Annotated in this window: 26 protein-coding genes; 5 read left to right on the top strand and 21 right to left on the bottom strand. The window is 41.8% G+C overall.

The annotated features are described in order from the left end of the window. The first annotated feature begins 31 nt into the window (after positions 1-31). The 3 genes from glnE to FNT16_RS06780 all read left to right on the top strand — a co-directional run bounded on the left by glnE (position 32) and on the right by FNT16_RS06780 (position 3,946). Positions 32-2,932 (top strand): bifunctional [glutamate--ammonia ligase]-adenylyl-L-tyrosine phosphorylase/[glutamate--ammonia-ligase] adenylyltransferase, encoded by a 2,901-nt coding sequence (glnE, locus tag FNT16_RS06790; protein WP_143870883.1) that lies wholly within the window; start codon positions 32-34, stop codon positions 2,930-2,932. A gap of 109 nt (positions 2,933-3,041) precedes the next feature. Then, positions 3,042-3,389 (top strand): hypothetical protein, encoded by a 348-nt coding sequence (locus FNT16_RS06785; RefSeq protein ID WP_143870882.1) that lies wholly within the window; start codon positions 3,042-3,044, stop codon positions 3,387-3,389. 2 nt (positions 3,390-3,391) lie between these two features. After that, complete coding sequence (locus tag FNT16_RS06780) at positions 3,392-3,946, top strand: ABC transporter substrate binding protein (RefSeq protein ID WP_143870881.1); 555 nt, start codon at positions 3,392-3,394, stop codon at positions 3,944-3,946. A 19-nt stretch (positions 3,947-3,965) separates the two neighbouring features. Here the strand turns inward: FNT16_RS06780 and FNT16_RS06775 are convergent, their stop codons facing one another. After that, positions 3,966-4,895, bottom strand: coding sequence for a bifunctional GNAT family N-acetyltransferase/hotdog fold thioesterase (locus tag FNT16_RS06775; RefSeq protein ID WP_143870880.1), 930 nt, complete (start codon positions 4,893-4,895; stop codon positions 3,966-3,968). A gap of 59 nt (positions 4,896-4,954) precedes the next feature. Here FNT16_RS06775 and FNT16_RS06770 point away from each other — a divergent pair, with 59 nt between their 5' ends. Beyond that, complete coding sequence (locus FNT16_RS06770) at positions 4,955-5,635, top strand: fused MFS/spermidine synthase (protein ID WP_143870877.1); 681 nt, start codon at positions 4,955-4,957, stop codon at positions 5,633-5,635. Here FNT16_RS06770 and FNT16_RS06765 read toward each other — a convergent pair. Genes FNT16_RS06765 through FNT16_RS20360 form a run of 4 tightly spaced genes read right to left on the bottom strand, consistent with a single transcriptional unit; the run spans position 5,604 to position 8,572 of the window. Next, entirely contained in the window at positions 5,604-6,200 is a 597-nt protein-coding gene (locus FNT16_RS06765; RefSeq protein WP_143870875.1) for a thioredoxin family protein, read from the bottom strand. The two genes, FNT16_RS06770 and FNT16_RS06765, sit on opposite strands and share 32 nt — an antisense overlap. Positions 6,201-6,217: 17 nt before the next feature. Further along, positions 6,218-6,730 carry a DUF2937 family protein gene (locus FNT16_RS06760; protein ID WP_143870873.1) on the bottom strand — a complete coding sequence of 171 codons (513 nt, stop codon included), beginning with the start codon at positions 6,728-6,730 and terminating at the stop codon, positions 6,218-6,220. After that, the gene (locus FNT16_RS06755) at positions 6,727-8,028 is read right to left on the bottom strand and encodes an MFS transporter (protein WP_185976715.1); all 1,302 of its coding nucleotides are present in this window, start codon (positions 8,026-8,028) and stop codon (positions 6,727-6,729) included. The genes FNT16_RS06760 and FNT16_RS06755 overlap by 4 nt, the downstream gene beginning before the upstream one ends. Beyond that, positions 7,997-8,572 carry a hypothetical protein gene (locus tag FNT16_RS20360; protein ID WP_185976714.1) on the bottom strand — a complete coding sequence of 192 codons (576 nt, stop codon included), beginning with the start codon at positions 8,570-8,572 and terminating at the stop codon, positions 7,997-7,999. Before FNT16_RS20360 ends, FNT16_RS06755 begins: the two co-directional genes overlap by 32 nt. Before the next feature lie 129 nt (positions 8,573-8,701). Here FNT16_RS20360 and FNT16_RS06750 point away from each other — a divergent pair, with 129 nt between their 5' ends. Further along, entirely contained in the window at positions 8,702-9,895 is a 1,194-nt protein-coding gene (locus FNT16_RS06750) for a CHRD domain-containing protein (RefSeq protein WP_143870868.1), read from the top strand. 297 nt (positions 9,896-10,192) lie between these two features. On the opposite strand, the gene FNT16_RS06745 is transcribed toward FNT16_RS06750, so the two are convergent. The 16 genes from FNT16_RS06745 to FNT16_RS06670 form a co-directional block, all read right to left on the bottom strand. After that, positions 10,193-10,564: a response regulator gene (locus FNT16_RS06745; protein ID WP_185976713.1), complete on the bottom strand. Its 372-nt coding sequence runs from the start codon at positions 10,562-10,564 to the stop codon at positions 10,193-10,195. Position 10,565: 1 nt separating this feature from the next. Continuing rightward, positions 10,566-12,020 (bottom strand): ATP-binding protein, encoded by a 1,455-nt coding sequence (locus FNT16_RS06740; RefSeq protein WP_143870865.1) that lies wholly within the window; start codon positions 12,018-12,020, stop codon positions 10,566-10,568. Then, positions 12,017-12,598, bottom strand: coding sequence for a SpoIIE family protein phosphatase (locus FNT16_RS06735; protein WP_143870863.1), 582 nt, complete (start codon positions 12,596-12,598; stop codon positions 12,017-12,019). The genes FNT16_RS06740 and FNT16_RS06735 overlap by 4 nt, the downstream gene beginning before the upstream one ends. Further along, positions 12,598-13,092, bottom strand: coding sequence for an ATP-binding protein (locus tag FNT16_RS06730; RefSeq protein ID WP_143870861.1), 495 nt, complete (start codon positions 13,090-13,092; stop codon positions 12,598-12,600). The genes FNT16_RS06735 and FNT16_RS06730 overlap by 1 nt, the downstream gene beginning before the upstream one ends. Further along, positions 13,076-13,492 carry an anti-sigma regulatory factor gene (locus FNT16_RS06725; protein ID WP_143870859.1) on the bottom strand — a complete coding sequence of 139 codons (417 nt, stop codon included), beginning with the start codon at positions 13,490-13,492 and terminating at the stop codon, positions 13,076-13,078. The genes FNT16_RS06730 and FNT16_RS06725 overlap by 17 nt, the downstream gene beginning before the upstream one ends. Positions 13,493-13,507: 15 nt before the next feature. Further along, positions 13,508-13,876, bottom strand: coding sequence for an STAS domain-containing protein (locus FNT16_RS06720; RefSeq protein ID WP_143870857.1), 369 nt, complete (start codon positions 13,874-13,876; stop codon positions 13,508-13,510). A 1-nt stretch (position 13,877) separates the two neighbouring features. Next, a complete protein-coding gene (locus tag FNT16_RS06715; protein WP_143870855.1) occupies positions 13,878-14,723 on the bottom strand; it encodes an STAS domain-containing protein in 846 nt (281 codons plus the stop codon). Positions 14,724-14,738: 15 nt separating this feature from the next. Continuing rightward, positions 14,739-15,422 carry a methyl-accepting chemotaxis protein gene (locus FNT16_RS21125; protein WP_425456703.1) on the bottom strand — a complete coding sequence of 228 codons (684 nt, stop codon included), beginning with the start codon at positions 15,420-15,422 and terminating at the stop codon, positions 14,739-14,741. Between the two features lie 611 nt (positions 15,423-16,033). Next, complete coding sequence (locus tag FNT16_RS06705; protein ID WP_143870853.1) at positions 16,034-16,408, bottom strand: response regulator; 375 nt, start codon at positions 16,406-16,408, stop codon at positions 16,034-16,036. A 241-nt stretch (positions 16,409-16,649) separates the two neighbouring features. Beyond that, positions 16,650-16,886 (bottom strand): hypothetical protein, encoded by a 237-nt coding sequence (locus FNT16_RS06700; RefSeq protein WP_143870851.1) that lies wholly within the window; start codon positions 16,884-16,886, stop codon positions 16,650-16,652. Then, entirely contained in the window at positions 16,877-19,213 is a 2,337-nt protein-coding gene (locus tag FNT16_RS06695; RefSeq protein WP_143870849.1) for a chemotaxis protein CheA, read from the bottom strand. The genes FNT16_RS06700 and FNT16_RS06695 overlap by 10 nt, the downstream gene beginning before the upstream one ends. Next, positions 19,210-19,599, bottom strand: a complete 390-nt coding sequence (locus FNT16_RS06690; protein ID WP_143870847.1) for a response regulator — start codon at positions 19,597-19,599, stop codon at positions 19,210-19,212. Before FNT16_RS06690 ends, FNT16_RS06695 begins: the two co-directional genes overlap by 4 nt. Then, positions 19,596-20,489, bottom strand: coding sequence for a CheR family methyltransferase (locus tag FNT16_RS06685; RefSeq protein WP_246072415.1), 894 nt, complete (start codon positions 20,487-20,489; stop codon positions 19,596-19,598). The genes FNT16_RS06690 and FNT16_RS06685 overlap by 4 nt, the downstream gene beginning before the upstream one ends. Next, complete coding sequence (locus FNT16_RS06680; protein ID WP_143870843.1) at positions 20,476-21,114, bottom strand: hypothetical protein; 639 nt, start codon at positions 21,112-21,114, stop codon at positions 20,476-20,478. The genes FNT16_RS06685 and FNT16_RS06680 overlap by 14 nt, the downstream gene beginning before the upstream one ends. Continuing rightward, positions 21,105-22,181, bottom strand: a complete 1,077-nt coding sequence (gene cheB / locus FNT16_RS06675) for a chemotaxis-specific protein-glutamate methyltransferase CheB (protein ID WP_143870842.1) — start codon at positions 22,179-22,181, stop codon at positions 21,105-21,107. The genes FNT16_RS06680 and cheB overlap by 10 nt, the downstream gene beginning before the upstream one ends. Next, complete coding sequence (locus FNT16_RS06670) at positions 22,159-23,787, bottom strand: chemotaxis protein CheW (protein ID WP_143870840.1); 1,629 nt, start codon at positions 23,785-23,787, stop codon at positions 22,159-22,161. Before FNT16_RS06670 ends, cheB begins: the two co-directional genes overlap by 23 nt. Between the last annotated feature and the right edge of the window lie 10 nt (positions 23,788-23,797).

Raw genomic sequence — 23,797 nt, 5'->3', positions numbered from 1 at the left:
AATTCTTATATGAATAAATAAGGCTCACTTTATGATTTTTAAGCACTTTAATCAATTTTCACCTACTTCAACCGATCTTCAACAATTACCCGAAGTTTTACAAAATGCAGCCGATGCTGCCTGGCAGCAGGTGAGCTATCGCCATGAAGATTTGAATCAACTCTCGGGTGAGCATCAACAAAAATTAAAATGGCATATGGCAATGAGCGACTTTATCCGTGATGTCGCTATGAAGCAACCAGAATTTTTGATGACTTTTATTCAACAGGAAACGGATGTAGAGGCTCAATATCAAACGGCTAAAAGTGAGTTCCAACAAGCGATAAGCAAACAGCCCAATGAGCAGGCATTGCATAAACTCATACGCCAATATCGTAACGCACAAATGATGCGCATCGCGTGGCAAGATCTTAACGGAACACTTAATTTAGATTCAGCATTTGAACAAATATCAGGTCTCGCTGATGACATCATAAAACAGACAACTCAATGGTTATATCAGGATTTAATTAAGGGTTTTGGTACACCTTGTAATCACGAAAACCAAGAACAACCCTTCTTTGTACTCGGCATGGGTAAACTAGGCGGACATGAACTGAATTTTTCATCTGATATCGATTTGATATTTTGCTATCCGGAATCAGGTGAAACACAAGGCGACCGGCGGGCATTAAGTAATCACGAATTTTTTACCCGTCTTGGACAAAGATTAATTGCGGCATTGAATCAACAAACTATCGATGGCTACGTATATCGGGTTGATATGCGACTCAGACCTTATGGTGATAGCGGACCCTTGGTCATGAGCTTCAATATGTTAGAAGATTATTACGCTGAGCAAGGCCGTGACTGGGAAAGATACGCGATGCTAAAAGCGCGACCGATAGTACCGGATAGCTGGCAGAACCACCCAGATTTAGAATACCTAGAAGATTTAATTAGACCTTTTGTCTACCGCCGCTACATCGATTTTTCTGCGATTGAGTCACTGCGCAAAATGAAAAAATTAATCGCTCAAGAAAATCGCCGCAAAGGGCTCATTAATAATATTAAACTGGGTGAAGGCGGTATCCGAGAAGTTGAGTTTGTCGTGCAGGCTTTTCAACTAATCAGAGGCGGGCGCGAACCGGAGTTACGCACCCGTTCGACACGCGAAGCCTTGCATAAACTAAAAGAATTTGGCGAGATTGAAGAAAACGAAGTAGAACAATTAGCCAAAGCTTATTACTTTCTGCGTAAGACCGAACATGTTTTACAAGCAATCGCGGATAAACAAACACAAACCCTGCCGGAGAACGAGTTAGATCAAACTCGTTTAATACATGCACTAGGCTTTCACGACTGGCAAACGTTCAGGCAAGAGCTTGATCTTCAGATGAATATTGTTCATACAATATTTTCGGATATCGTGCGTGATGAAAACAGTGAAGATGAAGACGAAATACAATTTGATTATTGGATTAGCCAACTCGACAGACAAACCGCGATTAGTCAGCTTGAACATGATCATCCAACACTCGATGCGCAAGCTTTTTGGCAACAGATAGTGGATTGCCATGAGCAAGTTCAAAAAAGAGCCGTCGGGCCAAGAGGCACAGAGATCATGACTAAGCTGATGCCCAGATTAATAGATTTATGCCTGCAATCAGAAGAAGCCAATGAGCTTTTATATCGCGTGCGTGAACTGATTGTTGCAATATGTACCCGTACCGCCTACCTTGAACTTTTGTACGAAAACCAAGAGACTTGCAAGCAACTACTCAGTTTTTTACAGGCCAGCCCTTGGATTGCGCAGCAGCTTAATCGTCAAGCTTTTCTACTCGACGAATTATTAGATCCCCGCCAGTTGTATCGAGAACTAGACGCATCGCAATACCGGGCGGATCTGCGTGAACGCTTACTCAGAATTGAAGACGACGATCTGGAAAATATCATGGATACGTTGCGACAATTCAAGCATGCTTATCAACTTAGAATAGCAGCCGCGGATCTAATGGGGTACTTGCCTTTGATGCAAGTAAGTGATCACTTAACTTGGCTAGCAGAAGCCATACTAGAGCAAGTGGTTAACATCGCGTGGCGTCAAATCGCCGCTAAATATGGTGTGCCACAAGCGCTTAAAAATACCGACAACAAAGGGTTTGCGGTACTCGGATACGGCAAACTCGGTGGCTTAGAGTTTGGTTATGGCTCAGATTTGGATTTGGTGTTTATACATAACCAAAAAGCTGATCAACAAACCAGCGGCGAAAAACCAATTGGTATTACCCAATTTTATATTCGGTTAGCGCAGCGCATCATGCATTTATTCTCTACGCAAACGCATGCCGGCATTTTATATGAGCTAGACCTTAGATTGCGCCCTTCCGGTAACTCAGGTTTGCTCGTTGCGACCCTGTCCGGTTTTGAAACTTACCAGCAAAATGAGGCTTGGACATGGGAACATCAAGCTTTGGTCAGATGCCGGACAATTGTTGGAGACAGTGAACTGACAGCACAGTTAGAGGATATTCGCAAAAAATTATTACAAACCAGCCGAGAGACAGACAAGCTACGTAATGATGTAGTAGAAATGCGCGATAAAATGTATACCCACCTGAATCAAGGCAGTGAAGAGGCATTTGATTTAAAACAAGATAGAGGAGGCATTACCGACATCGAGTTTATCACCCAATATCTGGTTTTAGCACATAGCCATAAGTATCCTAGTTTAACCAAATATTCAGATAATATTCGTATTCTAGGGGAAGCGGCGGAACATCAGGTGATTAGTGACAATGAAGCAAATCAGCTAATAGAAGCTTATAAACTGATGCGCAATGAAACACATAAATTAGCTTTAGCGCAGAAAAAAGTCATTTCACAAACTCAACCTTTTGTCGAAGCTAGAAAACAAGTGACCGATATTTGGCAAAAGCTATTTAGCGCTTGATAATTAAGCGTCAAAAGTAGACAATAATAAGGATCTGTAAAGTTTACTTACAGATCCCTATTTTGGTTGAGCCTCAAGGTGTATTCTTCGTCCCACTCAGGAAACATTAGTGAAAAAACTCTTGCTATTTTGCTTATTGTTCAGCAGCTTCATTTTATGCCGTAATGCTTCGGCAGAAACCATTGTGGTTGCCTATCCTGCTGTTAAAGAGCCCTATCAGGCTGTTTTTGAACTGATCAACAAAGGCATTAAAGAAAACGCAAGCCATACAATAAAAACCATTGAATTTCCGCAAAGAATAGGTTCTCAAGCATTACTGCAACAACTACAAGAATTAGATGCCGATGCCGCGATTTTGCTTGGTGGATTTGGCTTTAAATATGCGCACGATATTGTCAAACATCTACCTGTCATGGTGGGAGGCTACCCAATAAAGCCCAATGGTTTTGGGGGGTAAGCATGACCAATGATCCTGAGATTGTTTTCTCTGAGCTAGAACGATTAGCCCCTCATATAAAAAAGGTGCATATGGTTTATAGCCAGGCAACTGAATGGATAATCCCGCAAACCAAACTAGCAGCAAAAAAACATGGTGTTGAATTGGTCGCACAACGGGCAGATGACATCCGCGAAGCCATGACCTACTACGATAAATTGTTTAAAAGAATCAATCCAGCGACCGATTCAATATGGTTGACGCTCGATACCGTTACAGCTAACGACCAAATAGTTTTGCCTTACCTTTTAGAAGCATCCTGGTTGCGTAAATTTGTATTGTTCTCCAGCAAACCAACACATGCTAAACGCGGAGCTTTGTTCTCACTTTTTCCAGACAATTACCAGTTAGGGAAACGCTTGATTACCATGGCCGAGAGCTCACTTGAAAACCAACAGTATGCCGTTGAACCTATGAATAAATTTCAAGTAGCGGTTAATCTGCGTGCTGCAGCTCACTTAGGTGTGCAGTACGATGAGAGCTTAAAAGAAGAGTTACATATTATCGTGCCACGATAATATGTACTTTGTGGATATTTTATTCGATTTCACTTTCACTGACTTTAATCGGCATTATGTAAAAATCGCCAATAAATTCACCACACCTTTTATTTTCATCAAACAATTTCACGGTCATTTTTAAGCGCGCTTTTTTGTTATTTTTTAGTGGCTCCAACTCTCCGACACTATCATTAATATGAACGCGCGCACGCGGAATACCCCGAATCGCTTTGCGATAATTGATTTCTCCTTTACCTAAAACAATATCGCCTTGTAAGCCAGCTTCGCGTACTAACAAGTGCACCATCCCCCAACCGGCCAGTGTCGCCATTGAATAAATAGAACCGGCAAACATTGTGTTGTGCATATTAATATTAGCATTTAACGCCGCTCGAACTTCGAGCTGAGCTCCGGTATATTGATGAATTTTAATGCCCATGGCTTGTGAGATTGGAATTTGTTTATTCCAAGTTTCTTGTAGCTCTTTACACCACATGGGGTGTCGCAAAATGACATCAAACTCTGATAACTTTTTACACATTTGCCGACGATTACTCACTTGTCCACCCGCAAAGTCAATAATCGGATTTTCAATTAATTTGTAACCACAGCGCTCAAAGAAAGTAACTGTGTCCGCGCGCGAAAAAGTAATTACACGTTTCGCATTTTGCCGGCGAGCTGCTTGCTCCAGGGTTGTGAGTATGATCGATCCTAAGCCTTTACCGCGACATTCATCGCTTACCGCCACATGTCTGATTTGCGCCTCATCCTGACTGACAAAGTGTAAGCGCCCTACCGCCAGTACTTGCCCGTCTTTATCGCATATCATGCGATGTTCGGCTAAACTATCGTATTCATCTTTTTCTGCACCTAATGGTGCGCCAAATGGCTTTTTGATGATTTGCCACCTGAGTTTGTAGTACTTCTCAAAATCGGCATCACTTTTTGGAATAATTATTTGATACATAAATTTATTTTTTGCGTTAGCATGCCCTTAATAGTATTAGCAGATTAACGGTTTATGAGATGCTTGTCGAACTTAAAAAGTCATTGTCCAAAGCTCAGTTATTAGCTTATAAAAAAGATCTGACAAGCCACTGGCGGGTTGAGCAAAACAAGCGCTATAGGTGGTTAACATTAGACGCAACTGTACAGTCTGTGATGGATAGAAAAAACCCAGATTTATTGACCTTTCCGCACCAATTTCCACTGAAAGGATTGATTGCTGAGCTTACTGAACACGCAAGCGTATTGGAATTGGGTTTAGGAGGCGGTGGCAATTTTCGCTATTTAAAATCGCAATGTCCAACAGCAGAAGTAGATATTGTTGAACAAAGCCCAATTGTGATTGAATGGTTTAACGAGTATTTTAATCCACAAAGTTTAATAGCAAACATTATGCAAGCTGACGCGCAGCAGTACATATTAGACAATGAAAAACGTTACGATCTGATAATTACCGACTTATTTGTTAGCCAATCTTCAATTTTAGAAACGCTAACGGCTGACTATTTTACCAAACTGAAACAGTCTCTCACGCATACGGGTTTTGCCTATATTAATTTTTTACCTGAAACCGATTTTGAAGCACATTGGGTAAAAGCCAGCTTAGAGCAAGCTGGCTTGAATGTGATGTGGGCTGAAAAAATAATTGGTTTTAGAAACTGGGTTTACCTTATTTCGGCTCGTTTCCAGCCTTCCATTTGATATTGCACCCAATCGAAGCGAGCTGCGGCTCACTGGGCTTACTGCCCCGTAAAATAGAGTCTAAGGCAGCGCTTAAATCTTCCCCCGTCGCAGGATTTTTTTCCGAATCATAATTACCGGAAGAAATTCTGTGCGGGCGCGTACCATCAAATTGTCCACGATAGACTAGTTTCTGCTGTTCATCAAAAACATAAATATCCGGTGTACAAGCGGCATCATACGCTTTTGCAACGTCCTGTGTTTCATCAAATAAATAGGCAAACGGATAATTGCGCTTGGCTTTTTCTGCCTGCATATGGGCAAAATCATCTGCTGGGTATTGCTCAGCGTCATTACTGTTAATTGCAACAAATTCAACACCTTGCTTTTGATACTCGGCCGCAATTTCCGCTAATTTTGGTGCGATGTGAATCACGTAAGGGCAGTGATTACAAATAAATAAAACCACTAAGGCTTTAGCCTGTTGATAATCAGATAAACTCACCCACTGGTTTTCAGTTGATTTCAGTTTAAAGTCTGGCGCTGATGTGCCAAGTGGCATCATGGTAGAGGCTGTCATGGCCATAGTTTACATTCCTCAATTTATACGCTTTGGCGTCTTTTAAAAAACAGTTTTCTAATACAAAAAAACAAGATAAAACATAAAGATTCGAATAACAAACCGAATATACAAGCAGTAGAAATTGCCCAAACTACAGCTTGTGGGTTTAATGGCACCATGTAGCTGTATTCTTGCCGAGTCTGTTGTAGAATTTCTTGCCTGCCATCCAACACAATGTGAATAAAAACAATCGGGCTAGCTTGCTCAAATATTTTTTGTTCTTGTTTAAGCTGTTCTACTCGCAGGTAAATCTGATTAATATTGCGACCATTCGCATTTAACACGACATCTTCATTTTGCTGATAATAAACGATCAGTTTTTCTAAGCTCCCGCCAAAAAATTCCTCTGCGGATTGCTGAAAACCAGCTAAGTTAAGTTCAGCTTCGGCCAGTCGTGCCGTCGAAACTAATTTGTACTGCTGAATAAATGCCGGTATTTGTATGCCAACCAATAAAGCGAATGAAAACAGGACAGCTCGGATGTAAAACTTCATTCACGTACTCCATCTGTAATTGACTGTTTCAATCTAGGCAAGAAAAAGAGAACCACTAAAATATTCAGTATCCCCAATAACCCATAAAAAGCAGGAATGGAAAAGGATAAGATTGTTAGCCAGATAATAGCAACTATCGCACTCATGACCATAAACAGTGCATTAAATATATTGGTAGCAGCTATGACTTGGGAACGATTATTCTCAGCTGATTTAAGCTGCAATAAAGTATACAAAGGCACAATATATAAGCCACCTGCAGCGCCAAGTACAAACATATTTAACAATACCCAAACAATCTGCTGATTCTGCCAAATATCACTTAATTGGCTGTACTCAGCCGCGGCAACCTCTGGTGTTAAGCCGTAAAATGCAAGACTACTAAATGATAACCCGCACGCTGCCAACCAAACGACAGACAATTTAACCATCCCCTTACTGAGCGCACTGCACAACATCGAGCCCAAAGCCACACCAAGCGTAAAAACAGCCAACAATACAGAAACCATAGCCGGTGTCTGCACCAAATGAAGCTGCACAAAGTTCGGTATTTGCGTTAAATAACTTGCACCAAAAAACCAAAACCAACTGATCAAAACGACAATTGAAGATAACTCTTTATTTCGCACTATCAAGCTCACGACCGATTTATTGTGCGCCATTAAGTGAAATTTCACCGGTTTTTGCGTACCAACAAAAGGCGTAGATGGAATAAAATAAGCACAGACTAAACCTTTCACCGCAAATACCACAACCGCAATAGCAACAACCATTAAAGCGTGCTTCATCGACATAAACAGGCCAGCAATTAAAGTGCCTGATAAAATCGCAACAAATGTCCCCATTTCAACTAAAGCATTCCCTGCCAACAACTCATTTTCTTTTAGATGGATGGGTAAAATAGAATATTTTATAGGTCCAAAATATGTAGATTGCGCGCCCATTAAAAATAACAGCACCAACATGGCTTCTATATTAACGCTCACAATAGCCAGTGCAGCCAACAGCATAATGGCTACTTCTAACATCTTAATTTTACGAACTAACGTCGACTTTTCAAAATTGTCAGCAAGAACACCTGCATGCCCAGAAAAAATAAAGAAAGGTAAAATAAAAAGCACGGCGGCTAAGTTAACCAATAAATTAACATCATATCCTGTCGATTGCGGCAGCATAAACGCAATGATCAACAGTAAACTGTTTTTATAAACATTATCATTAAATGCGCCCAATGCCTGCGTACAAAAATAGGGCAAAAACCGGCGTTTACTTAATAACTGCAGGGTTTGAAAATTCATCCATAATACTCTTATAAATTCGGCTAAATTGTTGTTGCTCATTGTCCCATACAAGCATTCTATTTTGTGCTTGTAGGTGCAATAACCCAAAACAAGCAAGCCACAGTGTCTTTGCTCGCTGGTGAGCCAGCTTAGAATCACATGTAAACTCGGTTGTAATTTTTTCTGCCAATAAGTGGATAATTTGCAACTGACGCTGAGCGGCATAATCGACCAGATGTAACGCGATATTGACGTCACTTTCAAATAACAATTGCCAGCAGTACGGTTTAGTTGCTGCGTAATTAAAACATATGTTTAAAAAATCTTCAGTGGATTGGCTGCTTTCTAACAATTCAGTTAATTCGCAAAAATTAACCTTGGCATACATCTGCCAACATTTTCCATAACTGCCAAACGTTTTAACAATAGCTGAGGGGACGCAGCCAACCATTTGTGCGAGTTGGCGAATGCTCAGTTGCTCTTTTGGTTTTTGTGCGAGGTGGTGCGACAAAATTACCAGTACCTGTTTTATAAGTTGTTGTTTTTTATTTTTGTAATTCACAATTTAGATACACGGTTAACATTTATACACAAAAAAAACGGCGAAATCTGATATCCAGACTACACTATATATGTTTGAACTATACCTTTAATCAAACTGGAAGTCAGCGAACATTAGGAGATCGCAGCAATGAAAGCATTAAACAACATGAAAACAAGCCAGTGGCTTAAATTACTGTTTGTATCAACGCTATTAGCCATGGTCACCGCTTGTAAAGTAACTGTTTCAACAGATGATGACGATGAAGAGCACCATGATTATGTCGTGTTAGAAGTCAAATTAGATGGTAAACAAGAAGTCCCAATGGTGATGACTGATGCATGGGGTTGGGGTGAAATAAAAGTAGATATAGAAGACAATATGGTCAAAGGTATGATAGATACCTATGATATTGACGCGACTGCTGCACATATTCATCTTGGCTTTGCCGGTGAAAATGGTGGCGTTGCGGTTGCTCTTGATATGAGTTCCGATAAAGCTGGGATGTGGGTTGTACCAGATACCATGCTAAGTGATGAAGAAATCGACATGATTTTAGATGGTGGGGCTTATATCAATGTGCATACTGAAGCACACCCTTCTGGTGAAATCAGAGGGCAAATATTGCCTTACGGTGTTGAAATAGAACCTGTCAATCTTTCAGGTATGCAAGAAGTTCCGGCCGTCGATACGGATGCCTCTGCACATGCGTGGCTAACGATCGATTATGATTGGCAGATTGTCTATCTAAATGTCATGACGATGGGCATAGACGATGCAACCATGGCCCATGTGCACGAAGGTTTTGCCGGTAGCAATGGCAGCGCAGCGATCACTTTATCGCAAAATCCAGACAACTCGGATCACTGGTGGGCTGAGTTTGATTTTGATGATGTGGATTGGGATATGTTTGAAATGGGTGGCTACTACATCAATGTTCATACCTCGACTGTAGGCAGTGGTGAATTGCGAGGGCAGATTGCATTAGAAGATGCTCATGTGCTTATTACCGAGCTTAGCGGAGATCAAGAAGTTCCAGCCGTGACAACGGATGCTTCCGGCGTTGCTGCCTTAACAGTTTATGAAAACGCAGATGGCACGGGTGAATTTGTCTTAAATGTGATGACAGATATTACCGATGCAAGCTCTGCTCATATCCATAAAGCCGAAGCGGGTGCAAATGGTGATGTAGTTATCGGATTACTACAAGATGCAGTTGACTTGGGCATGTTTAACTTAACCGGAACCTTTACTGCAGATCAAATGATGGATTTACAAAACGATATGTTTTATATCAATGTCCATTCAACCACGCATGCGGGGGGGAATTGCGCGGTCAACTGATTACTTCAGATGACGATGAGATGGATGACATGCCACAATAATAGATAAAATAATAGATAAACATGCGGATATTGTTCAGCCGCTTTAACATCTTTTTAAACTATATTGTAAAACGCGAAAAGCCGAAGAATAATATTCTTCGGCTTTTTTGTAAAAAGTCTGAATTTTTCTGAACTAATCTATTAATCACACGTCTACATAAGTGTGTTTGAAAATGTGTTCCTGTTGTATCTCCCTTGTACCCGCTACAGCTTGCTGTTAGCGGGATTTTTTTACCTCAAAAGTTCTTAACAACTTTCAACAGCTAGTTACTCGTTCTATCTTTTCAACCAGTTGCTCCTGGGTAAAGGGCTTGGGCAATATCTCACTGGCACCAAGCATAGCAGCTGATTGTAGATTGAATTCTGCTGATATTTTACGCCGCCCTCCGGACATCGCTATAATTTTGACAGGTAAAGCCTTTTTTCGACAGGTATTAATGACTTCAATCCCATCAACATCCGGCATCAAGATATCGGTTAACAACACCTCAATCTGCTGTGATTCAATCGTCTGTAAAGCATGACAACCGTTTTCAGCTGTCAGTATATGGTGTCCCCTCTTTTTAAGAATTAACGATACCATTTTGAGGATTTGTGGGTCGTCATCTAATACTAATATTTTACTCATATTAACGCTCTCTATTAACACTATTTTCTGCATTCAACCAGTGTTGTAAAACAGGTTCAGGAATAGTGGTTGGTGTGGTTGGTGTGATTGATTCGTCAACCACAATGACAGGAAGGTACATGATAAATTCAGTGCCCCAATTGATATCTGAGCGAACATAAATTTCGCCGTTATATTCATGTACCAGTTTTTGCAGCAAAGACAAGCCAAGCCCGGTGCCTTTACCTACATCTTTAGTGGTAAAGAAGGGTTCAAAGATTTGTTTTTGCACCGCTTCACTCATACCACAACCGTTGTCAGTTACAGTGAACTTCAACCATGCCGGACTATCAGTCACAGTAAAACCAATTTCAATTAGCCCGCCAGTGTCTGCATGACGTTTCTCAATAGCATGACGCGCATTGATACATAGATTAGTTAATATTTGGCTAAGATGTTGCTCACTTAAACTCACCAATATATTGGCAGGAACGTCCAAATTCATATCAATATTAGAGCCCACGGCGGTTGTTAAAAATTTATCAATATTAGCCATTAACTGGTGTAAATCTGCTTTTTCAAGTGCTTGTTGCCGGCCTGTCGCAAAGCTCAGTATCTGTTGGTTTAATTCTTGACCTTTATTTATGGCAGCCAATATTTCATCAACATATTCCGCTCTGCTTTGCGCATCACTTTCATCACGAATTAAGCCTGCAAAACCGGTTATTATCGTCATTACATTATTTAGTTCATGTGAAAGTCCAGACGCTAACTCACCCAGCACACTGAGTCTTTGCGCTTGTTGCAAACGTTTTTCCATAACGCGCTGTTCGGTTATGTCTTCAGCCATAAATACATAATGATTGGAATACTGACCACCTAAACCAATGGAGAATGCCGTTAAGTTCAGTACCACAGCTTTGCCACTATGATTGTGAGTAGCGATCTCTCCTTGCCAACGCTGCCCCGCTAAAAGTTTTTGCGTGATTTCTTCAGGGCATTTGGGTAGTCCAAAAAAACGGTATTCTTCATTTAGTTCTTCAGTGCAATTTCTAAAAAGTTGCCTAAATGCTGGATTCGTGTAATGTATTTGATTACCTTGATCAGTAATGCAAATCAGGTGTCCAGATGCTTCTAATACGCGGCTAAACTGCGCATTGCTATGTTCTTTTTGCCAGTAAATTTGTTGCCGGTAACTAATGCCATAAGTCATGATAACTTCCATTAAAGGCATTAACTTCTCTGGTTCAGACAGACAATTGGGGACTGTGATTTGTTGTAATGCAGATGCGTACCCTTCCACTATTTTCTCAGGCGGAGTGCCTGCTTGATGCAATTCTTTACCCAAGTCGTTAAATGCCAATAATAAATTTTCATCACCAGATGAAATGTAGTCTTGGTACAATGTCAAAAATGATGAAAGCAACATTTGACTGTTACCTGCGTATTGCGCGTTATTTTTGGTTATCTGATTCATCTTACTATCATCATTGATGCGTCATCATTTATACTAGCCCACTGGCATAACAACTCATCTATCAAAGTGTTTAGGTTTGGATACAAAGGCTTACATTGATACATTGAATGGGGCATATCTGCACTCATGCCATCTGAACACAAGACAAATGAATCTTTGCCTATCTCGAAGGGCACGGTTAGTATTGGTCGCTGTACTTTAGGTTCACAGCCTAAGATCCCGCCAATAGAAACAAGTTTACGCAGATGGTGTCCGGTGATAGTCGCTCGAATATTACCGACACCACAGTATTTCAATTGATTATTTTCAGGTTGTATCAAGGCAAGCCCTATTGCAACACCACGCGTATTGCGTAACTCTTCATTGCACACCTGCAGAATCTCAGATATAGGGTGTGTGTGTATCTGCTCAACCGTAGCCAAACATTGATTAGCGGCTTGAAATGCTGATTCACCATGCCCTAAACCATCGACTAAACAGGCCAATAAATCACCGTGCGCCAAATACCAATACCCAGCTTGATCACCACTGACGGCTTCTCCTGCCATCTCTCGCACGCCCGTTCCGACTTCCAGCATTAACGTTCCCAGCCATTTGCAGAATATAAGGTCGCGGTAACTCGGGTGCCGCTCGGAAACGACTCAATACGACAAGCATCCATCAGACGGAACACCCCCGACAGACCACAGCCCATACTATTAATAGAGCTATAACCTTCTTGCTTAGCAAGCTCTATATCTGCAATGCCTGGGCCTGAATCTTGCGCTATCAGCATCAAGGCGACGATAGCTTGCTCACCGGTTAGTTCATGCAATGCATAATAAGCATGCAATAACAAATACCCACCAACAGAATGAAATACAATATTGTTACCTAGCTCAGTCATGGCGGTCACCAAACTATATGCCTGGTCATTTCTAAAGCCCAGGCTTAAAGCCATTTTTAAAACATCACGCCGAGCATCAAACACATCCAACTCGTGCACAATTTTGGTATGGCTTAATACTTCTGGTTTATCTAAAAGCTGCCATGCTGGCATATCTAACGCTATACTTTCACAATGAACTTGCATGAATTTGTATCCGAATTTTGGTTCCCTGTTGCAAACCACTTTCTATATAAAACTCATCCATTAAACGCCGGCAGCCCGGTAAACCCGCGCCTAACCCCTGGCTGGTACTAAAACCATCTCGCAGTGCAGCTTCTAAATCAGCTATTCCGGGACCATAATCAAAGATTAAAACCTGCAATATAACGATCTCAGGCGTTGACTGATCACTTATTTCACACTCTCCTTGTTGGGCATATTGAATAACATTTCTAGCGAGTTCAGAAACAGCTGACGCTAAACGTGTTTGATCGGCTAAACCAAACCCCATTTTTATAGCAACTTCTCTAGCCTTTCGACGAGTAAGAACGATGTCATCGACTGTTTTAATCGGCAATTGAATGCTTTTCAGCTTGTTGTTCATAATACCTCCACTGAATCAGAGCCGAACGTCTACAGCAGCTTTTACTGCTGCCAACGCCTGCTCTAGATTAAAAGTGGTCTGCACATCAAAAAGCTGACGCCCCATTTCGACTAATGTCATGGCTACATAAGGCTGAATGCCACATACCGCCACTTCAGCTCCGACTAAGCGCGCAGCCCTTGCGGTATCATTGATGACCCTTGCCATAAATGAATCGACCACATCCAAAGCAGAGATGTCTATCACAACAGCGTTGGCATTTTTTACGCCAATTGCACGAACTAAATCTTGCTGAAATTCACTCACTTGTGCATCCGATAAATCAGTTTGGATGCTGGTGATTAATACGTCACCTAGTTGCAGAAGAGGGGTTTTAAAATTCATTTTAAGCAACCGATTTTAGTGTGACAGACAAACCTTTTAAGGCAAAGGCAGCTTGAACACCACTGTGTAAATTACCACGCGTCAATACTTGTTTAAACTCAATCCCCAGTTTAGTCAAAACTAACGCGCCTTCTGCACTAATACCCGTTAGAATAACTTTACACCCCAACATATGTGCAGCATTAACGGTTTTAATAAGGTGCCCAGCTACTGCAGTATCAAATACTGGTACACCGGTCAAATCCATAACAGCGACAGTCGATTCCTGCTTAGTTATTTCGGTTAACAAAGATTCGGTAATTTGCCTTGCTCGCACGGTATCTATCACCCCTATCAATGGCACCAAAAGAATTTGATCCCACATTTTTACAACAGGAGAGGAGAGCTCTAACAAGGCAGCATTTTGTTGTTTTATTAATTTTTCCCGACTATTAGTATAAGCTTGGTGACATATCATTAAGAGTTGATCTAAGCGCTGCTGCCACTCTAAAATCATCTGAAATGCTTGTGCGTCTGAATCACCGTAAACCTCAAATACATTGCTGTTTAAGGCTTCTTTCAGCGTTAGAATAAAGTTAGATGTTTCACTGGCACTAAGCCCTTTTCTTGCCCAAATCGTACCCACCTCAGTCAGTAAGGTAATCAACTCTGCTTCGGCATGATCATTGTCCTTTATTGTGAGGGTGCCAATAAAACTTTCTAGCAAACCTTTACAGTGTCGTTCAAGCTGTATAGAAGGCGCATTGCCGAGTCTTTGTCCTAAGATTTTTTCCAGTTTAGATTGCCAAAGAGATATAATTTGGGCAAAATTTTCTGTCATAAACGTCGTTATATCAAGGTCTTTCATATCATAATCCTCAGCTTAAAAAAGCTCAATTTTTAGAGCGTCAGGGTTACAGTTTCCTGCACTCTCCCTATGATGGTTTAGGTCTGCAGAGTTAAATTTAAGAATCTTGTCATTAAGCTCTGTGATTAGATAACTAACGTCGATATTGTCATCTGGCTTGTCTTCTAATCGCTGACCGGTCAATTCAGCTTCGGAATAAAAACCTTGCAACCGATCAATCTGCTGTACCACGACATCTTGAAACTGAACACTTCCAAGCATTTCGTTTAATCCTGTGGCGATGGCATGATTATGTTCTGTCACTACGGTCAGCATCGTTTTGTAATATTGCCGCACATCAGAATAATTCTTATGCACAATATCAATAAATGCCGGTAAACCTGCGCAAGCTTCCAGTTTTTTTGCAAGCTGCTCTTTAGTATCATTAGATAAATTAGCTTGAATCGTTCGGTCAAACTGTTCAACTCGGCCTTGGATTGATTGAGCGGCTTCCTGCGTGCGGTTAGCCAATCCTCTAACTTCATTTGCCACCACGGCAAACCCGGCTCCGAATTCACCCGCCCTTGCGGCTTCAATTGCGGCATTTAAAGCCAGTAAGTTTGTCTGATCACTAATGCTACTGATCTCACCAACAAATTGCTTAACACTATCCATTTCAGCCAAAACAGATTGCATGGCCTTTTGCTGACCTTGAATCATCTCAGGCAAAGTTTTTAAATACTCAGCAACCATAGTCAATTTACCTGAGGATGCATCTATTTCAGATTTCAGGTCGACGGCATCAAAATCAGCATTATCTAGGTACCCCACCAAACTATTGGCACTAGAATCAAGGTCTCTAACACGTTGAATTATGGAAAAAGCAGCTTCAGAGACTTGCTCCGAAACAGCAGATAAAGGGAGCCCAGAAAGCTTACAAATCTGCTGAATCGTACTGCAAAGTTCCACTTGATGTTTTTGCTGATTAACCAATTCAAGATCTTTTTCAGCAAGTTGCTGTTGTAATCTGTCAATTTTTGCATTGAGTGCAGTGCGAGTCTGGCAAAACTTGCTACTCAACAAAAAACAACCAGATGCAAAAAGGGCAAACAAAATCGCGAGCGGTTCAGAGGTGTTTAACCAAATATCTGCAATCGTTTGCTCTGAATTGATCAGAACAATTCCAATGGCCAGTATTGTGATAGCAGTCGCAAAGCCAAGTGCCTTTATCAGGCATATTAATAAGGGCCGCACGAAACCACTCCAGCTCACTGGCGTACTGGTTTTTTTATTTAATATCGATGCTGATTGCATATATCCTCCGCTCTGATTTAAGCGACCGCTCCAGGCAAAACTTGTTTAAGCACGTCTAGCATTTGCTGACCTTTAACTGGCTTAACCAACCATCCGGTTGCGCCCATTTTTTTCGCTTCTGCACGTTTGCTTTCATCATATTCAGTCGTTAGCACCAATATAGGCGTAAAACGAAAAGCGGGTAGCTTTTTAACTTGACTGATTAATTCCAAGCCATTCATATTGGGCATATTGATATCCGTGATGATCAAATCAGGCTTGTACCCACCACTTAATTTTTGCAATGCTTGTTGGCCATCACTCGCTGTCTGAGTTTTTACAACTTTGCCTAGCAACTGTTCCATACTCATAAGAATCGTCGCAGAGTCATCAACCAAAAGTACGTTTTTCATCTCTTTCTCCAACATCTAAAAAATACAAACTAAGCACCGAAAGCTTTAGTTGGCGTCTTGTATTAAATAATAGCAGCCAGGGTTTTTATGTATCTGGGGGGTTACCTGATTTTGACCAAGGGAAATCCCTAGATGGGAGTCAACAGAAAGGGGGTTGTACGATACTTAACATGCAGCTGCGCGTTCGCAGTCAGCATGTTAAGTGAATAGAAAAGAGAAAGAAAAAGAGAAAAAATAGAAATTAAACAACACCTGCCGATTGCAAAAGTTTGTCTAACGGCATGGTAAGTGAAGGTGCACAAATTTTAGGCCGAAAAGCCATTAAAACCTGTAAAACCGCTGTATGCAGGTGGCTGCAACTCTCCAAACTGATTTGCCCTTTAGGATTGGCAAGTAGCCACTCAAGCAATTGCTCGGCTTCCTCTGCCCCGCAATCTTGTTGCAGGTGCATAATATTTTCATGATTATCTAGTGGCATAATTGCATCTCCTTAGGATTAAGTACCAACAATACCCGGCCATCGCCCAACACGGCAGCACCAGAATATAACGGAAAACGCGACATAATCCCCTCCAGCGGTTTAATAATAACATCAACCCCTTCTAATAATTTATCAACAGCAAAACCTGCAACTGTGCCATTGATATTTAGATTAAGAATCGGTAACTCGGGTTGGTTTTTGGTGCTTCTAATACCCAGTAACTTGTGCATCCGGTACAATGGAACCAATTTATTACGCAGTACATAAGACTCGCCTTGTTTTATTCTTCTAATTTGTTGCGGTCTAATCTTAATTGTCTCGGTTAAACCTTCTACCGGAATGCCATAAACTTGTTCATCCATTTCAAACATCATTACCCGAGAAACTGTGATAGAAGCTGGCAGTGTGACACGTATAACTGAACCTTCCCCTTTGGTACTTTGCAGATCAATCATTCCACCTAAACGATTTACCGTTGTTTTCACAACATCCATTCCAACTCCCCGACCTGAGAGCTCAGAAACTTGCTCACATGTCGAAAATCCCGGCTCAAAAATGAGCTGCAGGACGTCTTCATCTGACATGCCAGCGACCGCGTCTTTAGATATCACCCCTTTGCTAACAGCCTTTTCTTTGATAACCTCAGGGTCGATACCAGCACCATCATCTTGAATCTCAATTTGTACTGAATCCTGTATATTTTTAGCAACTAAACGTATTACACCGGTAGATGATTTGCCGGCCTTTTGACGATCGCTTGGCATTTCAATGCCGTGATCTATGCTATTTCGCACTAAGTGAATTAAAGGATCCGCCAACTGTTCAACAATATTTTTATCTGCTTCAGTTTCTTCTCCACAGACTTGTAAATCTATATCTTTTCCCAAACGTCGGGATAAATCACGTACTAACCTTGGAAAACGCTGAAATATGGTAGCAACTGGGATCATACGAATCTGCATAACGACATCTTGCAAAGATTCAGTGATTCGGTTTAACACACCGTGTTCACATTTAATATCGCGAGTTAAGGCTTTGATACCATATTCATTTTCTACTTTACGAGCGAGATGATTCAGACTGTTTTTAGCAACGATTAATTCACCCGCTAGGTCAACCAACTGTTCAAGTTTATCTTGGTCAACTTTGATGGTACGAATAGGCTCAGATTTAGCAGTCTGCATGTTATTAGCTGGAGCTCCAACCGATGGTGTAATTTTAGCGGGCAATTTCTGATCGTTGGATAAATCTGGCTCAGATACACAATCGGTCGCACTTCCCTCTGCTGTTATACACTCCAGAGCTTTAAGATAATCTGGATTTAGCTTGCCTAGCTCATTTTGAATGGGTGGCAATTTATCGAGCTCAGGCACAGTGCCAACTAACCCTGACAATACACGCGAAACCGAAGCTAAGCTTGATTCTGGATGCGGGTTATTATCGATATGCAAAAGGATTTGCATTTGTGAAAACAAAACCTCTTCGATACCAAATGCCGCCTTAATAGGGTTATCTGGCAGGACCTTTCTGTCTATTGGCATAATTTTGTGTAGCGCGACACTGTGCCACACATAATTTAGATTTTCCTTTATTTGAGTTTCATCAGCTGTCGTTAACGCCAAAAACGTCAATTTACATGCATAAGGATCAAACGCATTTAAGTTTTCTTGGCTAAAATCGCCATCGATCCCTTGCCATAATAAACCGGGTAATTGAAGCCAAAAACAAATTGGATCATCACCACTAAAAAATGCATTAGTGTCAGGGCGATAGACGACTAAGTTTGCGCTTTGCTGTAAGTTTTCTACCTGTTCTTTCAGCTCACAAAGTAATCTTTCACTTACCCCCTGTAACCCCATTGCACCCATGACTTGTTCTACCGATGTAACAGACAAGCCATCGGCCACGGGCAATTCTTGTTTTGGCTGTTCGGTATTTTCCTTCAATATCCGCTGGCGAATTTGCCCGACCAACACTTCACTTTGCTGGATAGAGAGTTCACCTAACTGCCCATTTTCTTCCAATTCATCTAGCCAAGAAGTTAATTGATCGAGTATTTGTAAGTAAAGATCAATACCGTCTGAACTTATCTGTAATAGTCCCTCACGGGCTTTAGATAATGAATCCTCAGCAACATGTACCAATTGAGTAAATGGTGCAATTTCAAATAAACCAGATCCACCTTTTATCGTGTGTACATAACGAAACAATCGATTTAGGGTGTCGCTATCCTGAGGGTTCTTTTCTAGTTGTAAAAAAGTGTCATCACAAAACTCTAGCAGTTCTCGCGATTCACTGAGGAACTGTTCTAGCAAGGGGTTCATTGGACGCTACCCTCCATCAATTGTTGACAATAAAGCTTTAAACTTTCTGCCGGAGCCGGTTTTACAAGATAAAGGTTAACACCACACTGGTAGCCGCGGGAAAGCTCTCCCTGTTGTGATTCAGTACTTATCATAATTACCGGACAGTCTGCTTGCTCTGCCCCTTTGCGCAGCTCAGTGACAAATGTAAATCCGTCCATCAGTGGCATATTGACGTCTACTAAACACAGTGACAGCTGGTGTTCGAGAAGTTTCTCCAACGCATCTATGCCATTTTCGGCTTCAACGACTTCACAGCCTAATTCTTCTAACAATGTACGGTGGTATTTTCGAATAGTCATTGCATCATCAACAACAAGTACAGTACGTGTAATTTCAGTATTCATGGCAGCTCTTTTTTATAACCGGTCGTGTCGCAATAACGGCGAACTTTAAATAATGAGGACACTCTACTCATTGTCTCTGAGTGCCCAAGAAACAGTATGCCCTCTGGGTTTAAGGCATCAAATAAACGTTCCGCCGCTTGACGCCGTGAAACATCATCGAAGTAAATCAATAGGTTGCGACAAAAAATCAAATCAAATTTAGAAAACTCGGCCATTGACTGATCATCATGCAAATTAACAGTCGTAAAACCGACACACTCTCTAACTTCTTGCACCAGTTGGTAGGTATCAGATTGAACCTCATGGCGGAAATATTTCTGTTTGATATATTTGGGTAGATTTTTCACTGAGCGCGCACTGTATTTCCCGCGTTTTGCTTTTTGCAAAACATGTGTATCTATATCTGAGCCAATAATTTCAACTTCGTATTTTTCCAATTCCGGCCAAAACTCCAAAAGATAAAGTGCGATACTAAAAGCCTCTTCACCAGTTGAGCAAGGTAAAGACCAAATGCGTATGCTATCGCCTGGTTGCTTGTTTCGCACAATGTCCTGCAGCGCGCCTTGCACCATGGCTCGCAATTGATATTCTTCTCGAAAAAAATACGTCTCATTGACAGTCATGAGATTCACTAAATATTGCAATTCACTCTGCGATGGGTCAAAACGAAGAAACGAAAAATAACTGCGAAAATCTTCATGGCCTGTCGCTTTGATTCGGCTAATCACTCGTTTATCAACAAAATAACGTTTGCTATCATCAAAATAGATACCGGAACGCTTGTAAAAATAATCGCGAATCTGACCATATTCCACATCTGAAATAGATGTAAGAAAACCGTCCGCAGATTGCTCTTGCGGGCTGGTTAATAGCGCACTAAGGCTGCTCACACGCACCTCCCAATCGCTCGATCGCCATATGAGCAGAAAAAACCACAAGTGGTTCATGTTGGTAGCGCGCGCACAAGCACTCAACCTGATCCAATAAATTCGGTTGTTGGCATTCGGCAATCCGCTCTAGTACACTGATCACTACATTCACATGCAACTCTCTGGGTAACATCTCAGCCAACCATTTAGGCGCATCCATATGATTCATGCTGCGCAATATATCTAGCGCGTATAATTGCAGATCAGTATTAGGAGAAGCTAACAATTTAGGCATATGTTCGGTCATTTCGATCGGACAAGCGCTCAGAAATAGAATTGCACTATTGCGTTTAGCCGCATCTAATTCTGGCAGCAAAGTAACAACTTGCTCAACAATCTGCGATTTGTGTTTGGTATGCTGGTATAGGTACAACAGGCTATCAAATAAAGCCTCTACGACTAATTGGTTTGGTTCTTGCTCCAGCAATTTAAGCAGCAGCGGAGCACTGTCTGCTTGCAAACGCAATGATTTAGCGGCCGCTCGTCTGGTTATGACAAACTCGCTGTCTAATGCCTTCATTGGATCTGGTTGCTCGGTTGTGCAGGTATTTACCTGCTGTCGGTCTGAAGTCTTTACTAAACCCATGTTTCTATTACTCCCAATTTAGCGATCTTTTCTGCGCCAGCGACAATAGCGCCAGACATTTCGTTGATACCTAACACAGAGCCTGCACCAGATAATTCAATTAATGCTTTTGGCATCCCAAATACAGCACAATCTATTTCTCTTTCGGCCATTGTTATCCCACCTGCTTGGTATAATTTCAAAGCTTCTCGTGATCCATCATCCCCCATACCGGTCAATATTGCGGATAAAGTCCGCTGAGCAGGAAAGTACTTATGAACTGATTGTAAAAATCGACTCGCACTGGGGTGCCAGTTAAAACTAGCGCTTGCGGGTAAGGTTACTAAATAAGGCTTACCATCCCGCAAACTCAACATACAATCAGCATCTCCTTGTCCGATATAAATAGTGCCTGCTTTGAGTTCCATGGCTTTATTGACTTCCACGACATTCAGTGCGCAGCGACCATCAAGCCGTTGCGCAAATACACCGGTAAACGACCCCGGCATGTGCTGACAAACGACAACTGGCAATGGTAGGTTTGCCGGTAAAAAAGGCAGCACTTTCTCTAATGCCGAAGGGCCTCCAGTAGATGAAGCAATACTTATAATGCCCCGTACATGGGTATCACTTGTACGAATTCCCACTGATGGTACGGGTTTGCTCGCCAACACGGCTTTTTTATTAAACAAATGTCGCTGTCGGTAAGCGGTGCGAACTTTTATCAGTATTTGACTTCGAATCTCTTTAATATTTAAAGAAACCGTGCCACCCGGTTTAGCGATATAGTCAACAGCACCCATTTCAAGCGCCTCAAATGTTGCCATCGCCCCAGCCTCCGTTAATGACGACAACATTACAACTGGGCGTGGAAAGCGAGTCATGATATGACTGAGGCACGTCAAGCCATCCATTTCCGGCATATTGATATCGAGCGTGACCACATCTGGGTTTTCACGCTCGATGACCTCTAGCGCATCAATACCATCTCGTGCTGTCGTAGTATGAATGCCCACAACCTCACCAAGCATTTCAGATAAGTAGCGGCGCATTAGCGCCGAGTCATCAACAATTAATATTTTCATCATTCTGCTTCACTATCTCAGACTGTTCATTTGCACTTAGCAATTGCTCTGGATCCAATACAGTGATTATTCGCTTGTCACGGCGAAGGTTGACGATACGTCCCATGATCTTAGCTTGGTCTTCCGACAAACTAGGCGCAGCTTCAATCTGCTCAGGTTGTAGGCGAAGGACTTCAGATACACTATCAACAATGTAACCCGTTTGAGTATGATAGTGGTTTAGCACTAAAATACGTTGCCGGTCACTGCCATCCTGAGTGGTTAAATTGAATCGACGACGCATATCAATAATAGGCAGCACGTTACCGCGTAAATTCATCATACCTTCGACAAAATCAAGTGTTTTTGGCACTTTCGTTAAATTTTCAGGTAAGCGGAGAATCTCTTTAACCGACTCAATCATCACGCCGTATTCTTGGTTTTCAAGGTTAAATACGACCAATTGGGTCTCTTCTTCTTCAAGCTGTTCTGCTTGAGCGTCTAGATTCATGTTATCTTCCTCTTCTCGCTGCGACTCAGGTATTGAACCAACATGTGCTTGTTCAGACTGTTGCGCTGCTTCAACCGCTTCAATAACGTCATCTCGATGAAATAAACGCTCGGCTGACAACAAAGTAACAATGCGCTTGCCTTCATCTAATTGGCATATCCCTTCCAGTTCTTGTTTGTCGCAGCTATCCAATAGTAGTGCAGGTACGGCTTCAATCTGCTCTTGTTGAATGCGCAATACCTCCTTGACTTCGTCAACGACAACACCAACCATGCTGACTTGACGCCCCCGCCGCAACGTCAATACAACGATACGATTCATTTCACTCAGTTCATTTTCAGGCAGGTTAAACATCGTTCTTAATTTAACCAATGGCAGCACTCGGTTGCGAAGGTCTATCATACCGAGCACATGTGGAGGTGCTTTAGGGACCGAATTTATCTTCGACGGCAGGCGAATGATTTCCTGCGTTGCATCGATTGAAAAGCTATATTCCTGACCGGCCACACTAAAACTGACCAATTGCAATATATTCTGCTCATCATCATCTGCATTTTGCGAAGATAATATTTGGTTGTTTGCAGCGACAGATGTATTTTGCAAGCCAACTTGACTGATACTTTTTAAATGCCCATATTCTTGTTGGGTCAAAGCATCAACATCGACAAGTTGAACCAACTCTTGTCCTTCTACATTTTTCAAGACCCCTGAAAGCAAGCTAGCATCAATTGTACTGCCAACTTTTTCCATATTTTCGATTGCATCTGGCTGAACACCTATGACGCGAGTGACCCGGTCAACCACAAATCCCATCGGTTGACCGCCATAGTTCAAAACCATGACCCGGCTGGCATCTGTCTGCTCAGCGTCGTCTAGTTGCAATACTCGACGTAAACTCAGGACAGGCAAAATAGCGCCGCGCAGATTTGCCAACCCCAATAGACTACTTGGTGTTAAAGGGACCTCGACGGTTTTAGGAACCCTTACAATTTCCATCACTCGTTCCATATCAAATGCCATACACTCGGCACCGACATGGAAAGTGACAAATTGACGACGGTTTTCTTGGTCGTCTTCTAAAAGCGCGCTGTGCGCTTCAGCATGATTTACATTTGACATGGCTTGTTAC

The organism is Catenovulum sediminis (assembly GCF_007289895.1).
Lineage (GTDB): Bacteria > Pseudomonadota > Gammaproteobacteria > Enterobacterales > Alteromonadaceae > Catenovulum > Catenovulum sediminis.
Note: the sequence above shows the minus strand (reverse complement) of the source record. Positions and strands in the feature narration are given on the sequence as shown.

What these genes read in the sequence shown, in the direction of transcription:
- FNT16_RS06765 (WP_143870875.1), bottom strand. Translation starts at nt 6,200, where the DNA reads ATGGCCATGACAGCCTCTACCATGATGCCACTTGGCACATCAGCGCCA.
- FNT16_RS06680 (WP_143870843.1), bottom strand. Translation starts at nt 21,114, where the DNA reads ATGGGTTTAGTAAAGACTTCAGACCGACAGCAGGTAAATACCTGCACA.
- FNT16_RS06760 (WP_143870873.1), bottom strand. Translation starts at nt 6,730, where the DNA reads ATGAAGTTTTACATCCGAGCTGTCCTGTTTTCATTCGCTTTATTGGTT.
- FNT16_RS06730 (WP_143870861.1), bottom strand. Translation starts at nt 13,092, where the DNA reads ATGCAAGTTCATTGTGAAAGTATAGCGTTAGATATGCCAGCATGGCAG.
- FNT16_RS06670 (WP_143870840.1), bottom strand. Translation starts at nt 23,787, where the DNA reads ATGTCAAATGTAAATCATGCTGAAGCGCACAGCGCGCTTTTAGAAGAC.
- FNT16_RS06690 (WP_143870847.1), bottom strand. Translation starts at nt 19,599, where the DNA reads ATGAATACTGAAATTACACGTACTGTACTTGTTGTTGATGATGCAATG.
- FNT16_RS06745 (WP_185976713.1), bottom strand. Translation starts at nt 10,564, where the DNA reads ATGAGTAAAATATTAGTATTAGATGACGACCCACAAATCCTCAAAATG.
- FNT16_RS06715 (WP_143870855.1), bottom strand. Translation starts at nt 14,723, where the DNA reads ATGAAAGACCTTGATATAACGACGTTTATGACAGAAAATTTTGCCCAA.
- FNT16_RS06700 (WP_143870851.1), bottom strand. Translation starts at nt 16,886, where the DNA reads ATGCCACTAGATAATCATGAAAATATTATGCACCTGCAACAAGATTGC.
- FNT16_RS21125 (WP_425456703.1), bottom strand. Translation starts at nt 15,422, where the DNA reads ATGATTCAAGGTCAGCAAAAGGCCATGCAATCTGTTTTGGCTGAAATG.
- FNT16_RS06695 (WP_143870849.1), bottom strand. Translation starts at nt 19,213, where the DNA reads ATGAACCCCTTGCTAGAACAGTTCCTCAGTGAATCGCGAGAACTGCTA.
- FNT16_RS06720 (WP_143870857.1), bottom strand. Translation starts at nt 13,876, where the DNA reads ATGAATTTTAAAACCCCTCTTCTGCAACTAGGTGACGTATTAATCACC.
- glnE (WP_143870883.1), top strand. Translation starts at nt 32, where the DNA reads ATGATTTTTAAGCACTTTAATCAATTTTCACCTACTTCAACCGATCTT.
- FNT16_RS06705 (WP_143870853.1), bottom strand. Translation starts at nt 16,408, where the DNA reads ATGAAAAACGTACTTTTGGTTGATGACTCTGCGACGATTCTTATGAGT.
- FNT16_RS06725 (WP_143870859.1), bottom strand. Translation starts at nt 13,492, where the DNA reads ATGAACAACAAGCTGAAAAGCATTCAATTGCCGATTAAAACAGTCGAT.
- FNT16_RS06735 (WP_143870863.1), bottom strand. Translation starts at nt 12,598, where the DNA reads ATGCTGGAAGTCGGAACGGGCGTGCGAGAGATGGCAGGAGAAGCCGTC.
- FNT16_RS06740 (WP_143870865.1), bottom strand. Translation starts at nt 12,020, where the DNA reads ATGAATCAGATAACCAAAAATAACGCGCAATACGCAGGTAACAGTCAA.
- FNT16_RS06750 (WP_143870868.1), top strand. Translation starts at nt 8,702, where the DNA reads ATGAAAGCATTAAACAACATGAAAACAAGCCAGTGGCTTAAATTACTG.
- FNT16_RS06775 (WP_143870880.1), bottom strand. Translation starts at nt 4,895, where the DNA reads ATGTATCAAATAATTATTCCAAAAAGTGATGCCGATTTTGAGAAGTAC.
- FNT16_RS06755 (WP_185976715.1), bottom strand. Translation starts at nt 8,028, where the DNA reads ATGAATTTTCAAACCCTGCAGTTATTAAGTAAACGCCGGTTTTTGCCC.
- cheB (WP_143870842.1), bottom strand. Translation starts at nt 22,181, where the DNA reads ATGATGAAAATATTAATTGTTGATGACTCGGCGCTAATGCGCCGCTAC.
- FNT16_RS06780 (WP_143870881.1), top strand. Translation starts at nt 3,392, where the DNA reads ATGACCAATGATCCTGAGATTGTTTTCTCTGAGCTAGAACGATTAGCC.
- FNT16_RS06770 (WP_143870877.1), top strand. Translation starts at nt 4,955, where the DNA reads ATGCTTGTCGAACTTAAAAAGTCATTGTCCAAAGCTCAGTTATTAGCT.